The sequence below is a fragment of the Kitasatospora cinereorecta genome, from assembly GCF_024172095.1.
Classification (GTDB): Bacteria; Actinomycetota; Actinomycetes; order Streptomycetales; family Streptomycetaceae; genus Kitasatospora; species Kitasatospora cinereorecta.
On the sequence record NZ_JAMZDX010000005.1, the window covers coordinates 458773 to 476062 of the forward strand.

Sequence of the window (17290 nt, forward strand, 5' to 3'; positions counted from 1 at the left end):
GCGAGGTGGAGGCTAGTCGGCGAGGTCCGCGGCGGCGGCGACCAGGAAGACGTCGCGGAGCGGGGCGGCGCCGTCGGCGGTGACGGTGATGTCGTAGGCGCCGGCCGGGAGGGGCCCGAGCGGCACCTGGGTGGGGCGGCGGGTGAGGGTGACCGGAATGGTCCGCGGTGGGGTGGCGGACGGCGCGGCGGCGGTGTGCGGGGTGATGGTGACCAGCGCGTCGAGCTGCGGGAGTTGGCTCTCGCCGAGGGCGCTCTCCAGGGTGATGCCGACCACCGCTTCCTCGTCGGGGAGGTAGAGGTCGTCGCCGAGGTAGCCGAACCAGGCCTGGGCGGCGTCGCGGAGGTCGCTGACCCGGACGTCGTGCAGCGACTGCAGGATGCCCTTGAGGTGGTGCAGCATCCCGTCCTCGTTCTGCAGGCTGGCGTGGCGCTGCGGGACGAAGGTGCGGGCGTCCTCGGTGCCGGAGAGGGCGGCGGAGAGCTTGGGGACGGTGCCGTCGCCGCCCTCGTCCGAGCCGCCGCGGACCAGTTCGACGACGAGTCGGCCCTCGGCCAACCTGGCGCCCTGGCGGGTGGGTTGGTCGATGCCGACGATGGGGTGGTAGATCACCGGGTTGGTCTCCCAGGCCGGGTCGCGGCGGTTGGCGGCGGCCGCGCGTTCGATCTCGTCCTGGAAGACGGTCAGGTGGTCGCTCCAGGCGGCGTCCCAGCCGGGCAGGCCGGCGGCGGCCGGGGTGAGCGCCTGCTGGTCGTCGGTGTCGCGGTAGACGCAGCGGTAGAGCGGGACCATCTGGTGCAGTGAGGTGAGTGAACGCAGCATCCCGGTCAGGTCCTTGGTGAACGGGCCGATCCCCTTGCGGAAGCCGTTGACCAGGAAGTCGACCGCGTTGAGCGAGCCGTAGAACGGGGTGCCGAAGGTCACCACCGCGCGGGTGTCCTGCCAGCCCTCCAGCGCCTCGACGAAGTAGCGGGCGACCAGGCCGCCCATCGAGTGCCCGACCAGCACGAGTTGGGCGTCCTGGTGGCCGGAGGACTGCCGCCAGTCGCGCAGCCACGCCTTGGAGAGGTCGGCGAGCCGCCGCGCGGAGGCCCGGTTGTCGCGCCGCCAGTCGTACGGGAACGGGAAGAAGTTGCGGCCCTCGACCAGGTCGAACTCGGTCTTGAGGAAGGTCTGCACCGCGGAGTAGCCGTCGATCTTCCACAGGCCGGGCAGGGTGTGGATGTCGGGCATCAGTCCGTCGGCGACGATGCCGTCGCCGAGGTCGTCGACCCGCCAGTCGTCCTCGCGCAGGGTCAGCGCGTCGACCGAACCCCCCAGGGTGACCAGCGCCTTGACGATCGCCTCGGGTTCGGGCGCCCAGATCGGGGTGCCGTTGCGGCTGAGGGTGCTGCCGGTGATGCCGGGCAGCAGGACGACGATGTCGGGCATCGGGATCGGGCTCATCGTGGACTCTCCCGGGGGCTGCGGACTCTGCGGTACACATCGGGGCCGAACACGTCGGCCGGATCGCCGTAGTGCTGGTAGGCCGCCCAGGCGGTCCAGCCCTTCGGCTCGGGCGGCCCGAGGGCGAGCGGGTCGGCTGCGGGGGCGGCGGGGGCAGGGACGGCGACGTGCGGGTCGAGGGCGGCGGCGGGCAGGGCGTCGGGCAGCGCGTCGGGCGTACGGAGGTCGCGGGTGCGGAACATCTGCTCGCGGGCCGCCTTCACCGCGTCGCCGACCCCGACCGGCGCCGAACCGTCGGAGGAGCCGAGCAGGGCGCCGTAGAACGCCCGGGCGAAGGTGATGCCCTGCCGGTCGGGCACCTGCCAGCCGGCGCCGATGAAGTGCGCCACCCCGGCGCGCAGGAACTCGTCGGCCAGGCTGGGGACCAGGGCAACAGGCGCGGCCGGTCCGCCGGTGGCCGCCGGGGACCCGACCGGCGTCGCCGCAGCGCCGTCCGGGCCGCGGCCCAGCCGCGCCGACCAGCAGGCGTTGGCGACCACCATCCGGGGCGGACGGTCGAGTTGGCACAGTTCCTGGGCGCTGAGCAGCCCGTCGGAGAAGACCCAGCCCGAGCGCCGGGACGGTCCGCTGTCGTCGAAGGTGCCGTGTCCGCAGTAGTGGACGATCTGGTACTCGCCGCGCAGCAGGGTGCGCAGCACGTCCAGCCGGGTGGCGGGCTCCACGCCCGGCTCGCCGGTGGCGGCGTCGGCGCCGATGAACAGCCGGGTGCGGACGCCGAGTTCGGCGAGCAGCGCGTTCACGTCGAGGGCCTCCGCCCGGGCGCCGGGCAGGCCCATGCCCTGGTCGGGGTTGCCGGGGTCGCCGATCACCAGGACGCGCAGCTGCTCTCCGGCCCGCACCTCGCCGACCACCCGGGAGTAGGTGGTGCGCAGCCGACGGGCGATCGGGGTCCGGACGGCCAGCGGCGGCAGCGGCTCGGTGCTGCCCTCCTGGAGGTCGGTCAGGAACTCCCAGGGGACGACGGCGGTGTCGCGGTCCAGCTCCAGTTCCAGCGGCACCTCGTCGGAGACCAGACGCTGGAAGTCGAGCGGGACCACCATGCGGGAGAGGAGGTCGGGCAGCGTGGCGGCGTCGTCCAGGCTCGGTCCGGTGAGCCGGGCGACCAGCTGGCGCAACAGGTCGGCGTCGACCGGGACTTGGCGCTCGGGGACGGTGGCCCGCTCGGTCAGCGCCGCCCAGCGCAGCCCGCCGTTGCCGGCCAGGACGGAGATCCGGACCGGCACCACCTCGCCGTACAGGTCGGTGGACTGGCGGACGTTCATCGCCAGGTCGGTGGCGTCGAAGCGGGCGAGGTGGAGGAGTTGGCGGCGGACGCAGTCGCGGACCGCGGGTTCCAGCCCGGCCAGGACGGGGCTCAACGGATCGCCGTCGCCGTCGCCACCGTCCGCGCTACCGCCCTCGTGTCCGTCCGGCGTCCCGGGCACGCTGCCGTCCGGTGTCCCGTCGGTGTCGCGCCGGCCGCGCTTGGAGAGCTTCCGCGCCATCTCCTCACGGGCGGTGACGGTCGCCAGCCGGCTCAGCCCGGTCACCGCGTACACCGCGGCGGAGGAACGGGAGAGCGCGCCGCCGGGGCCGTTCACCAGAGCGGTGGTGACGTGGATGGCGGGCAGGTGGCGGGCGGCGTCCGCGAGGGCGTCGAGCAGCTGCGCCGCGCGTAACCGGTCGAGTTCGACCACGAAGACGTCGGTGAGCGGGGTGGGTGCGGCGCCCGGGGTGGCTGCGTGGTTGCGCAGGGCGGCGCCGAACCCGCCGATCATCGCCCGTGCCACCTGGGCCATCTGCAGGTTGCCCGCGCCGGAGCCGATCGCCGAGGTCACCACGGTCCGGATGTGGCCGAGGGCGAGCAGTTCGGTCAGCATCGACTCGTACAGCTGGACGGAGCGGCGTTCGGTGAAGGTGCCCATCCGGCCCATGCCGATCACCGCCGCCGAACGGACCGTGCCGGAGCGGGCCGGGAAGTAGGTGACCTCGCCGAGCGTGGCGTCGATCCAGCCGTGCCGGGTGTGCTCGGTGATCAGCCGGCGCGGTCCGGCGGAGACGGCGCGGTCGAGGGCGAGTTCGGCGGCGCCGGGGGAGACGTCCTGGTAATGGCCGGTGAGGTGGATGTCCGCCGAATATTCGGCCAGATCGCCCCAGACCACGGTCACGGTCAGGCTCGAGGTCGCCGGCCGGGGCGACGCAGCCGGGTCGGGCGACCGCTCGAATGACGGCTGGGGTGACGGCTGGGGTGACGGGAATGCGGCGGGCCGGGCCGGCGCTGCGGCGGCCGGGGTCGGGTTGGCCGGGGTCGGCGCGTGCTCCAGTAGGTCGGCGATCTCCACGGTGGAGGCGTCCATCGGCCTCTCTCCTCGGTCCGCTCGGTCCGCCGTCCTCCCTCCGGCCGCCGTCGGGTGGCGGGCTTCCCCGGGAGGTGCTCGAATGGCCCGATCACTTTTCAGTGCCTCACGCGGGCCATGGCCTGTCAACTCGGGAGACCCGGCCCGGCCCGGGGGGAACCGGGCCTTCGGCCGGGCCGCCCGAGTACCCGCCCGGACGGGTGGGAAAGGTGGTCCTCGGCAGCCTGTTCCCGCCGCCGGTACCCGCAAGGAGGCGCCCGCCGTGTCCGCAGCGAACCCCCCAGCGAACCCCTCAGCGAGCCAGCCGACCGACCGACCGACGAACCAGCCGTCCGAGCAGTCGGCCAACCCGCCGTCCGAGCGGCCGTCGACCCGGCCGGCAGGCCGTTCGGCCGGCCCGGCGTGGCCGACCGACGCCGTGCTCTACCAGGTCTACCCGCAGACCTTCGCCGACTCCGACGGCGACGGCATCGGCGACTTCGCCGGCCTCACCGAACGCCTGGAGTACCTGGCGTGGCTCGGGGTCGACGCGCTCTGGCTCACCCCGTGCTTCGAGTCGCCGTTCCGCGACGCCGGGTACGACGTGAGCGACTACCTGACCACCGCGGCCCGCTACGGCACCCCCGAGGAGCTGGCCAAACTCACCGACGCCGCCCGGCGGCTCGGCATCCGGGTGCTGCTCGACCTGGTCGCCGCCCACACCTCCGACCGCCACCCCTGGTTCCTCGCCTCGGCGGACGACCCGCACGACCACCGCTACATCTGGGCCGACCACCGGGTCGACGGCTTCGTCGCCTCCCCCGGCCGCCGGACCGGCTGGTACCGGCCCAACTTCTTCGACTGCCAGCCGGCGCTCAACTTCGGCTACGCCCGTCCCGACCCGGCCGAGCCGTGGCGCCAGCCGGTCGACGCGGACGGTCCGCGCGCCAACCGGGCCGCCCTGCGCGCGATCATGGCGCACTGGCTGGCCGCCGGCGTCGCCGGCTTCCGGGTCGACATGGCCTCCTCCCTGGTCAAGGACGACCCCGGCTTCACCGAGACCGGCCGGCTCTGGACCGAGCTGCGCGGTTGGCTGGACGCCGACCACCCGGAGGCCGTGCTGCTCGCGGAGTGGGGCGACCCGGCGGTCTCCGTCCCGATGGGCTTCCACGGCGACTTCTTCCTGCACTTCGGCGGCCCGGACGCCGGTGCGCCCCTGCGCTCGCTGTGGCACAACGGCACCGGCACGGTCGAGGAGCACTGGGCGCCCGCCCCGTGCTACTTCGACGCCGAGGGCGCGGGCTCGATGGACCTCTTCACCCGCGCCTGGCAGGCCGCCGCCGTTGCCACGGCCGGCCGCGGGCACGCCGTCCTGCCCACCGCCAACCACGACTTCTCCCGGCTCGCCTGCGGCCCCCGCACCGCCGAGCAGCTCCCGCCCGCCTTCGCCTTCCTGCTCACCTGGCCCACCCTCCCGGCGATCTACTACGGCGACGAGATCGGCATGCGGTACCTGCCGGACCTGCCCGACACCGAGGGCAGCGTGCTCGGCCCCCGCTACAACCGGGCCGGGTCGCGCACCCCGATGCAGTGGGACGCCACCGCCGACGCCGGCTTCTCCACCGCCCCCGCCGACCGGCTCTACCTGCCCGTCGACCCCTCCCCCGACCGGCCCGACGTGGCCGCCCAGCGGGCCGACGAGACCTCCCTGCTGCACCTGGTCCGGCGGCTGATCGGGCTGCGCCGCGCCCATCCGGCGCTCGGCGCCCACGGCAGCGTCGAGGTCCTGCACACCGGCTACCCCTTCGCGTACGTGCGCGGCGACCGCTTCCTGGTGGTCGTCAACCCGCGCCGCGAGCCCGCCCGGCTCACCGTCCGCCGCCGGCTCACGCCCGGGGCGGAGCTGGTCGGCCACGGCGTCCGGGTCGACGCGGGCGGGATCCACGCGGACGGGTTCTCGTACGGGATCTTCGAGCTGTAGCCGTCCGATCGTCCGGACATCCGCCCGTTGTCGGTGGCTCCGGTTACGGTGTGCGCGTTGATACAGGGGCCGGACGGAGATCGTGAGGGACTCGCGGCCATGGGGGGTGGGTGACGGCCCCCGGGCACTGCCCGGCGGCCCGATCCGGATTCCGTGCCCCACCCCCCACTCAGCTCTCCGCCCGGTCACGCCGGGCCGGTGGTGGTGACCAGCAGCAGCACGTCCACCGCGGCGGCGGCCATCGCGGCCAGGAACGGCAGGCGGCTGCGCGGCGCCGCCAGAGCGGCCGTGGTCAGGACGATCGTCAGCGCCAGCGCGAGCCAGCCCGCCGCGCGGACCGGTCCGGTCGGCCCCACCACCAGCAGAACGGTCGCGGCCGAGGTCAGCACCACCGCGAGCAGGCCGGACGCCGTCCGCCCGAGCCGCTGCGGCAGGCCCAGGACTCCGGCCGCCCGGTCCTCGTCCAGATCCGGCAGGACATTCGCAAAGTGCGCACCCGTGCCGAGCAGCGCGGCGGCCGCCGTCACCCAGGGGTACGGCCACGGCGCACCCGGCAGACCGAGCGTCACGAACGCCGGCAGCAGCCCGAACGCCAGCGCGTACGGCAGCCAGGACAGCACCGTCCGCTTCAGCCACCCGTTGTACGCCCACGCCGCGGCCACGCCGAGCAGGTGGACGGCGCCCGCGAGCAGCCCGCTCGCCAGCGACAGCGGCACGCAGAGGACGAGCGCCGTGACGGCCGCCGCGGCCACCGTCCGAGGGCGGACCGCGCCGGTGGCGAGCGGCTTGTCGCGCCGCCCCGCCACCCGGTCCCGGACGGCGTCGATCCGGTCGTTGCTCCACCCCACCGACAGCTGCCCGGCCCCCACCGCCGCCACCACCAGCGCACTGCCCGCCACCCCGCGACCGGCAGCCACCGCCATCGCCCCGGCGAACACCGTCACCGCCGCCGCCGGTACCGGATGACACGCCCTGACCAGCGCCGAAACGGCCACCCCGGGCGGAACAGTCTCACTCACCACACCCGCGATGCTAGGCCGCCGACCGGTTCCTTCCCCGTCCCGACCCACCGTCAACACCCCCACATCATGACCCACCACGCCGAAGGCCCGTGCCCGACCTGCGGTGACTCGCCCGGAGTATCCGGTTCGCGGTGATGTGTCGACCGGTTCCCTATCCTGGGTCGGTGACACGCATCGCGGCAGTGAGCGGGGTCCTCCCGTCCCATCGGTACGCGCAGCGGGAGTTGGCGGAAGCGCTGGCGGCCCTGCGGCCGGCGGGGTCGGAACGCGCGTTGGCGGACCGGTTGTACGCCTCGGCGGGGGTGGAGACCCGGTACCTGGCGCTGCCCCTGGAGTCGTATCCGGGCCTGACGGGTTTCGGTGCCGCCAACGACGCGTTCATCGCGGCGGCCGTGGAGTTGGGCGAGGCGGCGGTCAACGAGGCGCTGTCCGCGTCGGGGCTGGCGGCGGCGGAGGTCGACCTGGTGCTGTCGACGTCGGTGACCGGGATCGCGGCGCCGTCCGTGGAGGCGCGGTTGGCGTCGCGGGTGGGGCTGCGCGAGGACGTGCGCCGGATCCCGGTGTTCGGCCTGGGCTGTGCGGCCGGCGCGGCGGGGGTCGGCAGGCTGCACGACTTCCTGGCGGGCCGTCCGGACGGGGTGGCGCTCCTGCTGTCCACCGAGCTCTGCTCGTTGACGCTGCAGCGCTCGGACACCTCCACCGCGAACCTGATCGCGACGGCCCTGTTCGGCGACGGCGCGGGTGCGCTGCTGGCGGTGGGAGCGGACCATCCGCGGCACGCGGACGGCCCGGGCCCGCTGGTGCTGGCAGCGCGCAGCCGCCTGTACCCGGGCACCGAGCGGCTGCTCGGCTGGGACATCGGCGACGCCGGTTTCCGCATCCTGCTGGGGGCCGAACTCCCGGAGCTGGTACGGCTGCACGTGGCCGAGGAGGTCTCCTCGTTCCTGGCCGCGCACGACCTCAAGCCCGGCGACGTGGCGACCTGGATCTGCCACCCGGGCGGCCCGCGGGTGCTGGACGCGCTCGGCGAGGAGCTCGGACTCCCCTCCGACGCACTGGCGTTCAGCCGCCGTTCGCTCGCCGGGTGCGGCAACCTCTCCTCCGCCTCGGTGCTGCACATCCTGCGGGACGCGGTGGCGGCGGGTCCGCCGCCGCCCGGCTCGTACGGCCTGATGGTGGCGCTGGGCCCGGGGTTCGCCTCCGAACTCGTCCTGCTGCGCTGGTAGGCGGCGATGGACTGGTATGCGCTGCTGATCGCGCTGGTGGCCGTGGAGCGGCTGGCCGAGCTGGTGGTGGCCCGCCGGAACGCGGCGTGGAGCCTGGCTCGGGGCGGCAGCGAGTTCGGCCGCGGCCACTACCCGCCGATGGTGCTGCTGCACACCGCCCTGCTGGCCGGCTGCCTGCTCGAACCGGCGCTGGCCGACCGGCCGTTCCTGCCGCTCCTCGGGTGGCCGATGCTGCTGCTGGCGGTGGCGGCGCAGGCCCTGCGCTGGTGGTGCATCACCACGCTGGGGCGGCGCTGGAACACCCGGGTGATCGTGGTGCCGGGGCTGCCGCTGGTGGCGTCGGGGCCGTACCGGCTGCTGGCGCACCCCAACTACGTGGCGGTGGTGGTCGAGGGGTTCGCGCTGCCGCTGGTGCACACGGCGTGGGTGACGGCGGGGTGCTTCACGGTGCTGAACGCCTGGCTGCTGGCGGTGCGGGTGCGGTGCGAGGAGCGGGCGCTGCTGGTCTGCCGGGCGGCGGCGTGATCGATCTGCTGGTGGCGGGCGGTGGTCCGGCCGGGCTGGCGACGGCGATCCACGCGGCGCTGGCCGGGCTCGACGTGGTGGTCGCGGAGCCGCGCGAGGCGCCGATCGACAAGGCCTGCGGGGAGGGCTTGATGCCCTCCGCGGTGCGTCCGCTGCGGGAGTTGGGCGTGGCGGTGTCCGGCCGGCCGTTCCACGGGATCCGGTATCTGGAGGCGGACGGCGAGCGCCGGGCGGAGGCCCTTTTCCGCACCGGGCCGGGCCTCGGGGTCCGCCGGACCGAGTTGCACGCGGCGCTGGCGGCGCGCGCCGAGGAGCTCGGCGTGCGCCGGGTCCCGCTCCGGCTCGAGTTCCCCACGCAGACCGAACACGACGTCACGGTGGGTGGTCTGACTGCCCGTCACCTGATCGCGGCGGACGGCCTGCACTCGCCGCTGCGCCGCGCCCTGGGTCTGCACCGGCCCACCCCGCCGGGCCGCCCGGCACGGTACGGGCTGCGCCGGCACTACGCGGTCGAGCCGTGGAGCGACCTGGTCGAGGTGCACTGGTCGCGGTCCTCGGAGGCGTACGTGACGCCGGTGGCGGACGGCCTGGTCGGGGTGGCCGTGCTGAGCGGCGAACGGCTGCCGTTCGAGGCCCAGTTGGCGCGCTTCCCGCAGCTCGCGGCCCGGCTGCCGGCGTCGGCGGCGACCCGGGTCCGGGGGGCCGGGCCGCTGCGGCAGCGGGTGTCGGCGCGGGTGGCCGGACGGGTGCTGCTGGTCGGGGACGCGGCCGGCTACCTGGACGCGCTGACCGGTGAGGGCGTGGCGGTGGCGCTGGCGAGCGCCCGGGCGCTGGTCGCCTGCCTGGTCGAGGGGCGGCCGCAGGCGTACGAGCGGGCCTGGCGGCGCGCCTCGCGCGAGTACCGGCTGCTGACCGCCTCGCTGCTGTGGGCCCGGCGCCAGCCGGTGCTGGCGGAGCGGATCGTCCCGCTCGCGGCCGCCCTGCCGCCGCTCTTCCGGGCGGGCGTCAACCTGCTGGCCTGAGTCGCTCCGCCCCGGTCACTCGAGTTCCGTCGAGGCGTGGACCGGCGGGAGGCGGTTGCCCCAGGGCCGGGCGGCCTCCAGCTGGGCGGCCAGGCGCAGCAGGACGGCCTCGCCGCCGGGGCGGCCGAGGAAGTGGACGCCGATCGGCAGGCCCTCGGCGTTCCACCAGAGCGGCACGGACATCGCGGCGCCACCGGTGATGTTGGCGACCACCAGCGGGTACTGGACGGTGGCCGCGCCGTGGCGCAGCGCCCGGAGCGGGTCGTCGGGTGCGGCGGTGATCTCGCCGAGCGGTGCGGGCGGGGTGGACATGGTCGGGGTGAGCCACAGGTCGTGGCCGGTGAGGAAGTCGGCCACGGTCCGGGCGAAGCGCTGCAGCTCCTCGACGGCGAGCAGGTAGTCGGCGGCGCCGACCTGCCGGCCCTTCTCCAGGTAGTGGCGGGTGAGCGGTTCGAGGTCGTCGGGGCCGGGTTCGCGGCCGGTGCGGCGGATCCAGTAGCGGACGATCCAGGCGGTGGTGGCGTGGAAGACGGTGCCGATCGCGTGGCCGACCGGCTCGTCCAGCCCCGGCAGCTCGGCCTCGACGAGTTCGTGGCCGAGCGCCTCGCACAGGGCCACCGCGTCGTGCAGGGCGGCGACGCAGTCCGGGTGGCCCTGGCCGCCGCCGGGGGTGCGGGCGGTCCAGGCGATCCGCAGCCGGCCGGGGTCGGCGCCGATCTCGGCGGCGAACGGGCGCTCGGGCGGCGGCGCGGGGTACGGGTCGCCCGGGGCGGGGCCGCTGGTGGCGTCGAGCAGGGCGGCGCTGTCGCGCACCGAGCGGGTCAGGGCGTGCTCGGTGGCCCAGCCGCCGACCACGTCGCCGTACTCGGGGCCGAGCGGGTTGCGGGCCCGGGTGGGTTTGAGGCCGAAGACGCCGCAGGCGGAGGCGGGGAAGCGGAGCGAGCCGGCCAGGTCGTTGCCGTGCGCGACCGGGACCAGTCCGGCGGCGACCGCCGCCGCGGACGCCCCGCTGGAGCCGCTGGTGGAGCGGTCGGTGGCCCAGGGGTTGCGGGTGGGGCCGTGCAGCAGCGGTTCGACCGTCGGCACCATGCCGAACTCGGGGGTGTTGGCCTTGCCGACGAGGACCAGCCCGGCCCGGCGCTGGCGCCGGACCAGTTCGCAGTCGCGGTCGGAGACGAAGCCGGCGAGGAAGCGGGACCCCTCGGTGAAGGGGGTGCCGGCGGCTTCGGCGACCAGGTCCTTGAGCAGGTACGGCACGCCGGCGAAGGGACCGCTCGGCCGGGCCCGGGCGGCTGCCGCGGCAGCCTCGTGGAGTGGGGTGACGACGGCGTTGAGCAGCGGGTTCAGCCGTTCGATCCGTTCGATCGCCCAGCCGACCAGTTCGGCGGCGGTCACCTCTCCGCTGCGCACCAGCTCGGCCTGGGCGGTGGCGTCGAGCAGCGCCGTCTCGCGCGCCGTCACCCGCGGGCCCCGGGCCGCGGTCCACCGGAATGCGATCCGCCGGGGCGGGTGGCTGGGGTGCGGGCCATGGCCGGAATCTACGCCACCACCCACCGCGGACCGGTGCGACGCACCGCGCCGCGAGCCGTCCGGTCGCGGCGGCGTACGGTGGGCTTGCGCAGGCCGTACACGGAGCGGTCGCGCACGCACGGCCGCCCACCCACGGAGGACACCATGGCCGAGGGACCGGCTCCTTGCCCGCGCTGCGGCCACGTCGACCTCACCGACCTCTTCGGCGAGGACTTCCAGCAGCGGGCCGCCCGACGGCGCCAGCGGGGCCTGGCGGTGCTGGTGGCGTGCTGCGCGGCGCTGCTGCCGTGGATCGGCTACCTGGCGGTCAGCCTGCCGGCGCACTACGAGTCGAAGCAGTGGCGGGCCGCCTGGGTGGGCTTCGACGTGGCGCTGCTGCTCACCCTGGCGGCGACGGCCTGGTACGGCTGGCGGCGCCGGCAGCTGATGATCCCGTTCGCGATCACGGCGGCGGCGCTGCTGCTCTGCGACGCCTGGTTCGACGTGACGCTCTCCTGGGGGACGGACGACTTCACCGCGGCGCTGGCCACCGCGCTGCTGGTGGAGCTGCCGCTCGCGGCGCTGCTGCTCCTGCGGGTGCGGCAGATCCTGCGGGTGGTGCTGCGGGTGTACTGGCACCTGGCCCACCTGCCCGGCGAGCCGCCGCCGCTGCACCGGGCCCGGCTGCTGACGGCGGTCGCCGATCCGACCGAGCCGGCGCCGATCCGGGGTGAGCGGCGGTTCTGAGGGACACTGGTGGCATGAGCGGCTCGCACGGCGGCAGCACCCGCGGCGGGGACATCTTCTCCCCGCCGGTGGTGGTGCGCCCGCCCACGAGGGGGGCTCGTCCGTACCGCCGGGTGGAGATCTACGGCCGGACGGTCGGCAAGGCGTACGGTCCCGACGACGTGGTGGAGTTCCTGCACCACGCCGGGGTGCCCGAACCGGACCTGGACGATCCCGACCTGGTCGGCTGGCGCGGCGGCGACCGGACGGTCTGGACGGCCGGCGACCACCACCCCGACGAGGACGGCGACCGTCCGGCGGCGGACGGCGACCGTCCCGCGGGCGACAGCGACCAGGACGCCGCCCGCGCCGAGGCCGACTGAGCAGGCCCGGCCGCTCAGACCACCCGCCGGTAGAGCCACACGCCGAGCGGCGCGAAGACCGCGAGGATCCCGACATCCCAGGCCAGCGCGGACCAGACCTGCGAGCCGACCGGTGTGCCCAGCATCAGCGCCCGGACGGCGTCGGCGGTGACGGTGACCGGCTGGTGCTCGGCGAAGGCCTGCAGCCAGCCGGGCATGGTCCGCACCGGGACGAACGCCGAGGAGGCGAAGACCAGCGGCGCCAGCACCGGGAAGGAGGCGGCGAGCGCCGTCTCCGGGTCGCCCACCGCCAGGCCGACCACGGCGAACACCCAGCACATCGCGAAGCCGAAGGCGAGCACCAGCAGCGCTCCCGCCAGGTAGCCCCAGAGGCTGCTGTGCACCCGGAAGCCGACCAGGTAGCCGACGCCCGTGATCAGCGCCACCACGAACACATTGCGGACCAGGTCGGCGGCGGTCCGCCCGGAGAGCACCGCGGAGCGGGCCATCGGCAGTGAGCGGAAGCGCTCCATCAGCCCGGTCTGCAGGTCGGTGGCCAGGCCGATCGCGGTGTTCACCGCGCCGAAGGTGGCCACCTGCACGAAGACGCCGGGCATCAGGTAGTCGACGTAGCTGACCCCGTGCAGGGCCGCTCCGACCACGCCGCCGAAGACGTAGCGGAACATCAGCACGAAGACGATCGGCTGCACCGTGGAGAAGATCAGCAGCCGGGGCACCCGGCGCAGCCCGATCAGGTTGCGACCGGCCACCGCGAGGCCGTCGCGGATCGGAGCGAGCAGCCGGCGGCCGAGCGGTTCGGCGTCGACCGCGGCGACGGCGGCGGAGGCCGAGGAGGCGGAGGCGGTCATGGCGTGTCTCCGGTGCGGTGGCCGGTGAGGGCCAGGTAGACGTCGTCCAGGCTGGCCTCGCGGACGGCGATGGTGTGCGGGGTGAGGTTCTCGTCCTCCAGGGCGTGCAGGACGTCCATCAGCAGCAGTGAGCCGTCGGGGGTGGCCAGTCGCAGCAGGGAGCCCTCGCGTTCGGCGGTGCGGTCGAGGCGGGTGGTGATCACCGCGGCGGCCCGGTGGGCCCGGGGTTCCTCGCCCATGCCGAGTTCGATCACGGTGGTGCCGAGCCGGTCCTTGAGTACGCCGGGGGCGTCGTCGGCGACCACCCGGCCCTCGGCGAGGACGGCCACCCGGTGGGCCAGCCGGTCCGCCTCCTCCAGGTACTGGGTGGTGAGCAGCACGGTGGTGCCGTCGGCGACCAGCTCGCGGATCAGCTGCCACAGGGCGGTGCGGCTCTGCGGGTCGAGGCCGGTGGTGGGCTCGTCCAGGAAGAGCACCGGCGGTTCGGGGACGAGGGCGGCGGCGATGTCCAGGCGGCGGCGCATGCCGCCGGAGTAGGTGCGGACCGGGCGGTCGGCGGCGCCGGTCAGGTCGAAGGCGTCGAGCAGTTCGGCGGCGCGCGGGGCGAGCCGGCCGGTGGGCTGCTGGGTGAGCCGGCCGATCAGCCGGAGGTTCTCCCGGCCGGTGAGGTTGGGGTCGACGGCGGCGTACTGGCCGGCCAGGCCGATCAGCCGGCGGACCGCGGCGGGGTGGGCGACCACGTCGCGGCCGAGCACCTCGGCGCGGCCCTCGGTGGGTCGCAGGATGGTGGTGAGGATCCGGATCGCGGTGGTCTTGCCGGCGCCGTTCGGGCCCAGCAGGCCGAACACGGTGCCGGGCTCCACCTCGAAGTCGACCCGGTCCAGGGCGGTGACCGATCCGAAGCGGCGGGTCAGTCCGGCGACCCGGATGGCGGGCGGGGTCATCGGCACCCCCAGCTCTTGTCGGGCATGTCCCCGCTCACCAGTGTCGCCGGGCGGCCCGGGGTCGACCATCCAGGGCAACCTGGTCACCCCGACCGCCGACCCGGCGGCCGCTGGAGTGGCCGGGTGGCGCGCGGCAGGCGGTAGTGGAGGCAGGAACCAGCCCTGTCCCCCCGCGAGGAGAGCCCCGTGAGCCCGCTCCGTCCGTCCGCCGCCGTCTCGGTGGCCGCCGCCGTCCTGTTCGCCGTAGCCGTCGGCGGCTGTGCGGCCGCCCCGACGCCGACCCCGCTGCCGGAGCTGCCGGCGAACGCCGCCCCGAGCTCCACCGGGAGCACCGCGCCGGACGGCGCCGCCCCGGCGCAGGTCGCCGCCCCGGCCTCGCCGAGCGCTCCGGCGTCCGCCGCGTCACCGGGCGCCGCCGCCTCCCCGGGTGCGTCGGGTGCGCCCGCCGCCTCGGCCTCCCCCGGTGCGTCGGCCTCGCCGGCCGCCTCGGCGGTGCCGAGCGGTCCGGGCACGGCGGTGTCGCTGGCCAGCGTCGGCCGCCTCGGTCCGATCCTGGTGGACGCCCAGGGCCGCACGCTGTACCTCTACGGCGCGGACACCTCGGTGCGCACCACCTGCACCGGCGAGTGCGCGGACTACTGGCCGCCGGTCACCACCACCGGCCAGCCGGTCGCCGGCCAGGGTGTGGACGACGGGCTGCTCGGCGCGGCCCCGCTCGGCAACGGGCTGTTCCAGGTGCTCTACAAGGGCCACCCGCTCTACCGCTGCTCCACCGACCAGGTGTCGGGCGACACCAGCGGGCAGGAGACCGAGGACTTCGCGGGCACCTGGTACACCGTCAACGCCCTCGGGGACGCGGTGCAGGGCGGCTAGCCGACCGACTCCTGGGATGGCGATGTCCGGATCGTGAGACATAGTCCCGGCGAGTAACCAACCGAAGACCGCCCGATTGCACTCATTCCTATGCATGGCTGAGTGAATAGATGCAATCACCGAGCAAGCCTCAAGAGATGCTCAAATTCTCGTGAAACCGTGCACGACCTGCAGCGATGCGAAGATCGCCAGCAATGCGCGAAGGGTGTGCCCGAATATAACTATTCGGATTCGAGGGCTGTTGCACAGGCTTCCCGCCTGCCTAGCCTTGGGCAACTCTCAGCACCCCTGCCATTCATCGAGAGGCTCCCTCCCCCATGGCATCTGTTGACCAGCTGGCCTCATCAGTCTCCCCACCGACCGGTAAGTCCGGGCGCTCCTTGCGCCGGGAGGTCGGGCTGATCGGCCTCCTCTGGGCATCCGTCGGATCGATCATCGGATCCGGTTGGCTCTTCGGCGCGAAGAACGCCGTCATGACGGCCGGCCCGGCCGCGATGATCTCCTGGGGCATCGGCGCGGTCGCGATCGTGCTGCTGGCCCTCGTGCACGCCGAGCTCGGCGGCATGTTCCCGGTCAGCGGCGGCACCGCCCGCTACCCGCACTACGCCTTCGGCGGCCTGGCCGGCATGTCGTTCGGCTGGTTCTCCTGGCTCCAGGCGGCCGCAGTCGCGCCGATCGAGGTCGAGGCAGTGATCGGCTACGCCGGTTACTGGAACTGGGCCAAGGGCTGGCAGAACGCCGACGGCATGCTCACCACCAGCGGCCTGATCGTCGCGGTGATCATGATGGCCGTCTTCGTCGGCGTGAACTTCTTCGGTGTCCGCGCCCTCTCCCTCGCGAACAGCGCCGCCACCTGGTGGAAGATCTTCATTCCGCTCGCCACGATCTTCGTGCTGGCCGTCTTCAGCTTCCACGGCAGCAACTTCACCTCGCACGGCTTCGCGCCGTTCGGCACCAAGGGCATCCTCACCGCGATCAGCTCCAGCGGCATCATCTTCTCGCTGCTCGGCTTCGAGCAGGCCATCCAGCTCGCGGGTGAGAGCAAGAACCCCAAGCGGGACATCCCCCGCGCGGTGCTCGGCTCGGTCGCCATCGGCACCCTGGTCTACGTGCTGCTGCAGGTGGTCTTCATCGCCGCGCTGCCGAGCAGCTCCTTCGCCAACGGCTGGGGCGGCCTGGACTTCGACGGCATCGGTCGGCCGTTCGCCGGTCTGGCCATGGTGGCGGGCGTCGGCTGGCTGGTCCTCTTCCTCCTGACCGACGCCATCATCTCCCCCGGCGGCACCGGCCTGATCTACACCACCGCGACCGCGCGCATCTCCTACGGCCTGAGCCGCAACGGCTACGCCCCGCAGGCGTTCGAGAAGCTCGACAAGCGCGGCGTGCCGTGGGTCGGCCTGCTCCTCTCCTTCGCCTTCGGCATCCTCTGCTTCCTGCCGTTCCCGAGCTGGCAGAAGCTGGTCGGCTTCATCACCTCGGCCAGTGTGCTGATGTACGCGGGTGCCCCGCTCGCCCTCGGTGCGCTGCGCCGCCGCCTGCCGGGCCGCGAGCGCCCGTACCGGCTGCCGCTCGGCGGCATCGTCGCTCCGCTGTCCTTCGTGGTCGCCAGCCTGATCATCTTCTGGTCCGGCTGGGAGACCCTGACGTACCTGGGCTACGCGATCCTGCTCGGCTACCTGCTGCTGGGTGGCTACGCGCTCTACGCGGCCAAGAAGGGCCTGCCGAACGCGCCGAAGCTGAACTGGAAGCCCGCGCAGTGGCTGCCGGTCTACCTGCTCGGCATCGGCCTGATCTCCTGGCAGAGCACCTTCGGCGGCACGGGCAACATCCCGATGGGTGCGGACATCGCGCTCGTCGCGGTCTTCTCCCTGGCGATCTACGCCTGGGCGATCCGCGTGGCGCTGCCCGCCGAGGTGATCGAGCGCAACATCGAAGGTGTCGAGGTGGTCGACGCGGGCGGTCACTGACCCCACTCGCTCCACCCGCGAAGCCCGGCCGGTACCCACCGGCCGGGCTTCGGCGTCTCCGGTCGCTGCGGGTCAGGCCTTCTTGACCACGCTCGACTTGAGCTGCATGGGCCCGAAGCCCTCGATCCGGCAGTCGATGTCGTGGCCGTCGACACCGTCGACCAGGCGGATGTTGCGGACCTTGGTGCCGGCCTTGATGCCCGAGGCACTGCCCTTGACCTTGAGCGCCTTGACGACGGTCACGGTGTCGCCGTCGCTGAGCACGTTGCCGACCGCGTCCCGGATCACCCGCTCACCGGAGGCAGCGGCGTCGGCGACGTCCTCGGCGGGCACCCATTCATGGCCGCACTCGGGGCAGACCAGCAGCGCGTCCATCTCGTAGGTGTACTCGCCGCGGCACTTCGGGCATGCGGGCAGGTCGTTGCTCATGAAATCAGCTTCTC

16 protein-coding genes are annotated in these 17290 nt (G+C 74.2%); 8 read left to right on the forward strand and 8 right to left on the reverse strand.

Going from position 1 to position 17290, the window contains the following annotated elements:
* Nucleotides 1-12: 12 nt before the first annotated feature.
* Together FHR36_RS27665 and FHR36_RS27670 are read right to left on the reverse strand one after the other, a co-directional pair.
* Entirely contained in the window at nt 13-1446 is a 1434-nt protein-coding gene (locus FHR36_RS27665) for a lipase/acyltransferase domain-containing protein (protein WP_253801407.1), read from the reverse strand.
* Nucleotides 1443-3842, reverse strand: a complete 2400-nt coding sequence (locus FHR36_RS27670) for a CHAT domain-containing protein (protein ID WP_253801408.1) — start codon at nt 3840-3842, stop codon at nt 1443-1445. The genes FHR36_RS27665 and FHR36_RS27670 overlap by 4 nt, the downstream gene beginning before the upstream one ends.
* Before the next feature lie 418 nt (nt 3843-4260).
* Between FHR36_RS27670 and FHR36_RS27675 the strand changes: the two genes are divergently transcribed.
* Entirely contained in the window at nt 4261-5802 is a 1542-nt protein-coding gene (locus FHR36_RS27675) for an alpha-amylase family glycosyl hydrolase (protein WP_253801975.1), read from the forward strand.
* Nucleotides 5803-5987: 185 nt separating this feature from the next.
* Here the strand turns inward: FHR36_RS27675 and FHR36_RS27680 are convergent, their stop codons facing one another.
* Nucleotides 5988-6821 carry a UbiA family prenyltransferase gene (locus FHR36_RS27680; RefSeq protein ID WP_253801409.1) on the reverse strand — a complete coding sequence of 278 codons (834 nt, stop codon included), beginning with the start codon at nt 6819-6821 and terminating at the stop codon, nt 5988-5990.
* A gap of 167 nt (nt 6822-6988) precedes the next feature.
* On the opposite strand from FHR36_RS27680, the gene FHR36_RS27685 reads away from it, so the two are divergent.
* From FHR36_RS27685 to FHR36_RS27695, 3 genes are read left to right on the forward strand one after another with little or no spacing between them, the layout of a single operon-like run.
* On the forward strand, nt 6989-8050 hold the full coding sequence (locus tag FHR36_RS27685) for a type III polyketide synthase (protein WP_253801410.1): 1062 nt from the start codon (nt 6989-6991) through the stop codon (nt 8048-8050).
* A 6-nt stretch (nt 8051-8056) separates the two neighbouring features.
* Nucleotides 8057-8575: an isoprenylcysteine carboxyl methyltransferase family protein gene (locus FHR36_RS27690; RefSeq protein ID WP_253801411.1), complete on the forward strand. Its 519-nt coding sequence runs from the start codon at nt 8057-8059 to the stop codon at nt 8573-8575.
* The gene (locus tag FHR36_RS27695) at nt 8572-9597 is read left to right on the forward strand and encodes an NAD(P)/FAD-dependent oxidoreductase (protein WP_253801412.1); all 1026 of its coding nucleotides are present in this window, start codon (nt 8572-8574) and stop codon (nt 9595-9597) included. Before FHR36_RS27690 ends, FHR36_RS27695 begins: the two co-directional genes overlap by 4 nt.
* Before the next feature lie 15 nt (nt 9598-9612).
* Here FHR36_RS27695 and FHR36_RS27700 read toward each other — a convergent pair whose 3' ends face one another.
* Nucleotides 9613-11058 (reverse strand): amidase, encoded by a 1446-nt coding sequence (locus FHR36_RS27700; RefSeq protein ID WP_253801413.1) that lies wholly within the window; start codon nt 11056-11058, stop codon nt 9613-9615.
* A gap of 77 nt (nt 11059-11135) precedes the next feature.
* Nucleotides 11136-11273: a hypothetical protein gene (locus FHR36_RS27705; RefSeq protein ID WP_253801415.1), complete on the reverse strand. Its 138-nt coding sequence runs from the start codon at nt 11271-11273 to the stop codon at nt 11136-11138.
* Here FHR36_RS27705 and FHR36_RS27710 point away from each other — a divergent pair.
* Together FHR36_RS27710 and FHR36_RS27715 are read left to right on the forward strand one after the other, a co-directional pair.
* A complete protein-coding gene (locus FHR36_RS27710; RefSeq protein ID WP_253801417.1) occupies nt 11272-11853 on the forward strand; it encodes a hypothetical protein in 582 nt (193 codons plus the stop codon). The two genes, FHR36_RS27705 and FHR36_RS27710, sit on opposite strands and share 2 nt — an antisense overlap.
* Nucleotides 11854-11867: 14 nt before the next feature.
* On the forward strand, nt 11868-12215 hold the full coding sequence (locus FHR36_RS27715; protein WP_253801418.1) for a hypothetical protein: 348 nt from the start codon (nt 11868-11870) through the stop codon (nt 12213-12215).
* Between the two features lie 14 nt (nt 12216-12229).
* On the opposite strand, the gene FHR36_RS27720 is transcribed toward FHR36_RS27715, so the two are convergent.
* Together FHR36_RS27720 and FHR36_RS27725 are read right to left on the reverse strand one after the other, a co-directional pair.
* The gene (locus tag FHR36_RS27720) at nt 12230-13063 is read right to left on the reverse strand and encodes an ABC transporter permease (protein WP_253801419.1); all 834 of its coding nucleotides are present in this window, start codon (nt 13061-13063) and stop codon (nt 12230-12232) included.
* Nucleotides 13060-14007 (reverse strand): ABC transporter ATP-binding protein, encoded by a 948-nt coding sequence (locus FHR36_RS27725; RefSeq protein ID WP_253801421.1) that lies wholly within the window; start codon nt 14005-14007, stop codon nt 13060-13062. Before FHR36_RS27725 ends, FHR36_RS27720 begins: the two co-directional genes overlap by 4 nt.
* A gap of 186 nt (nt 14008-14193) precedes the next feature.
* Here FHR36_RS27725 and FHR36_RS40070 point away from each other — a divergent pair, with 186 nt between their 5' ends.
* Together FHR36_RS40070 and FHR36_RS27735 are read left to right on the forward strand one after the other, a co-directional pair.
* Nucleotides 14194-14880 (forward strand): COG4315 family predicted lipoprotein, encoded by a 687-nt coding sequence (locus tag FHR36_RS40070; protein WP_253801423.1) that lies wholly within the window; start codon nt 14194-14196, stop codon nt 14878-14880.
* A gap of 317 nt (nt 14881-15197) precedes the next feature.
* Entirely contained in the window at nt 15198-16847 is a 1650-nt protein-coding gene (locus FHR36_RS27735; protein WP_253801425.1) for an APC family permease, read from the forward strand.
* Between the two features lie 72 nt (nt 16848-16919).
* Here FHR36_RS27735 and FHR36_RS27740 read toward each other — a convergent pair whose 3' ends face one another.
* Nucleotides 16920-17276: a zinc ribbon domain-containing protein YjdM gene (locus FHR36_RS27740; RefSeq protein WP_253801426.1), complete on the reverse strand. Its 357-nt coding sequence runs from the start codon at nt 17274-17276 to the stop codon at nt 16920-16922.
* Nucleotides 17277-17290: the final 14 nt, after the last annotated feature.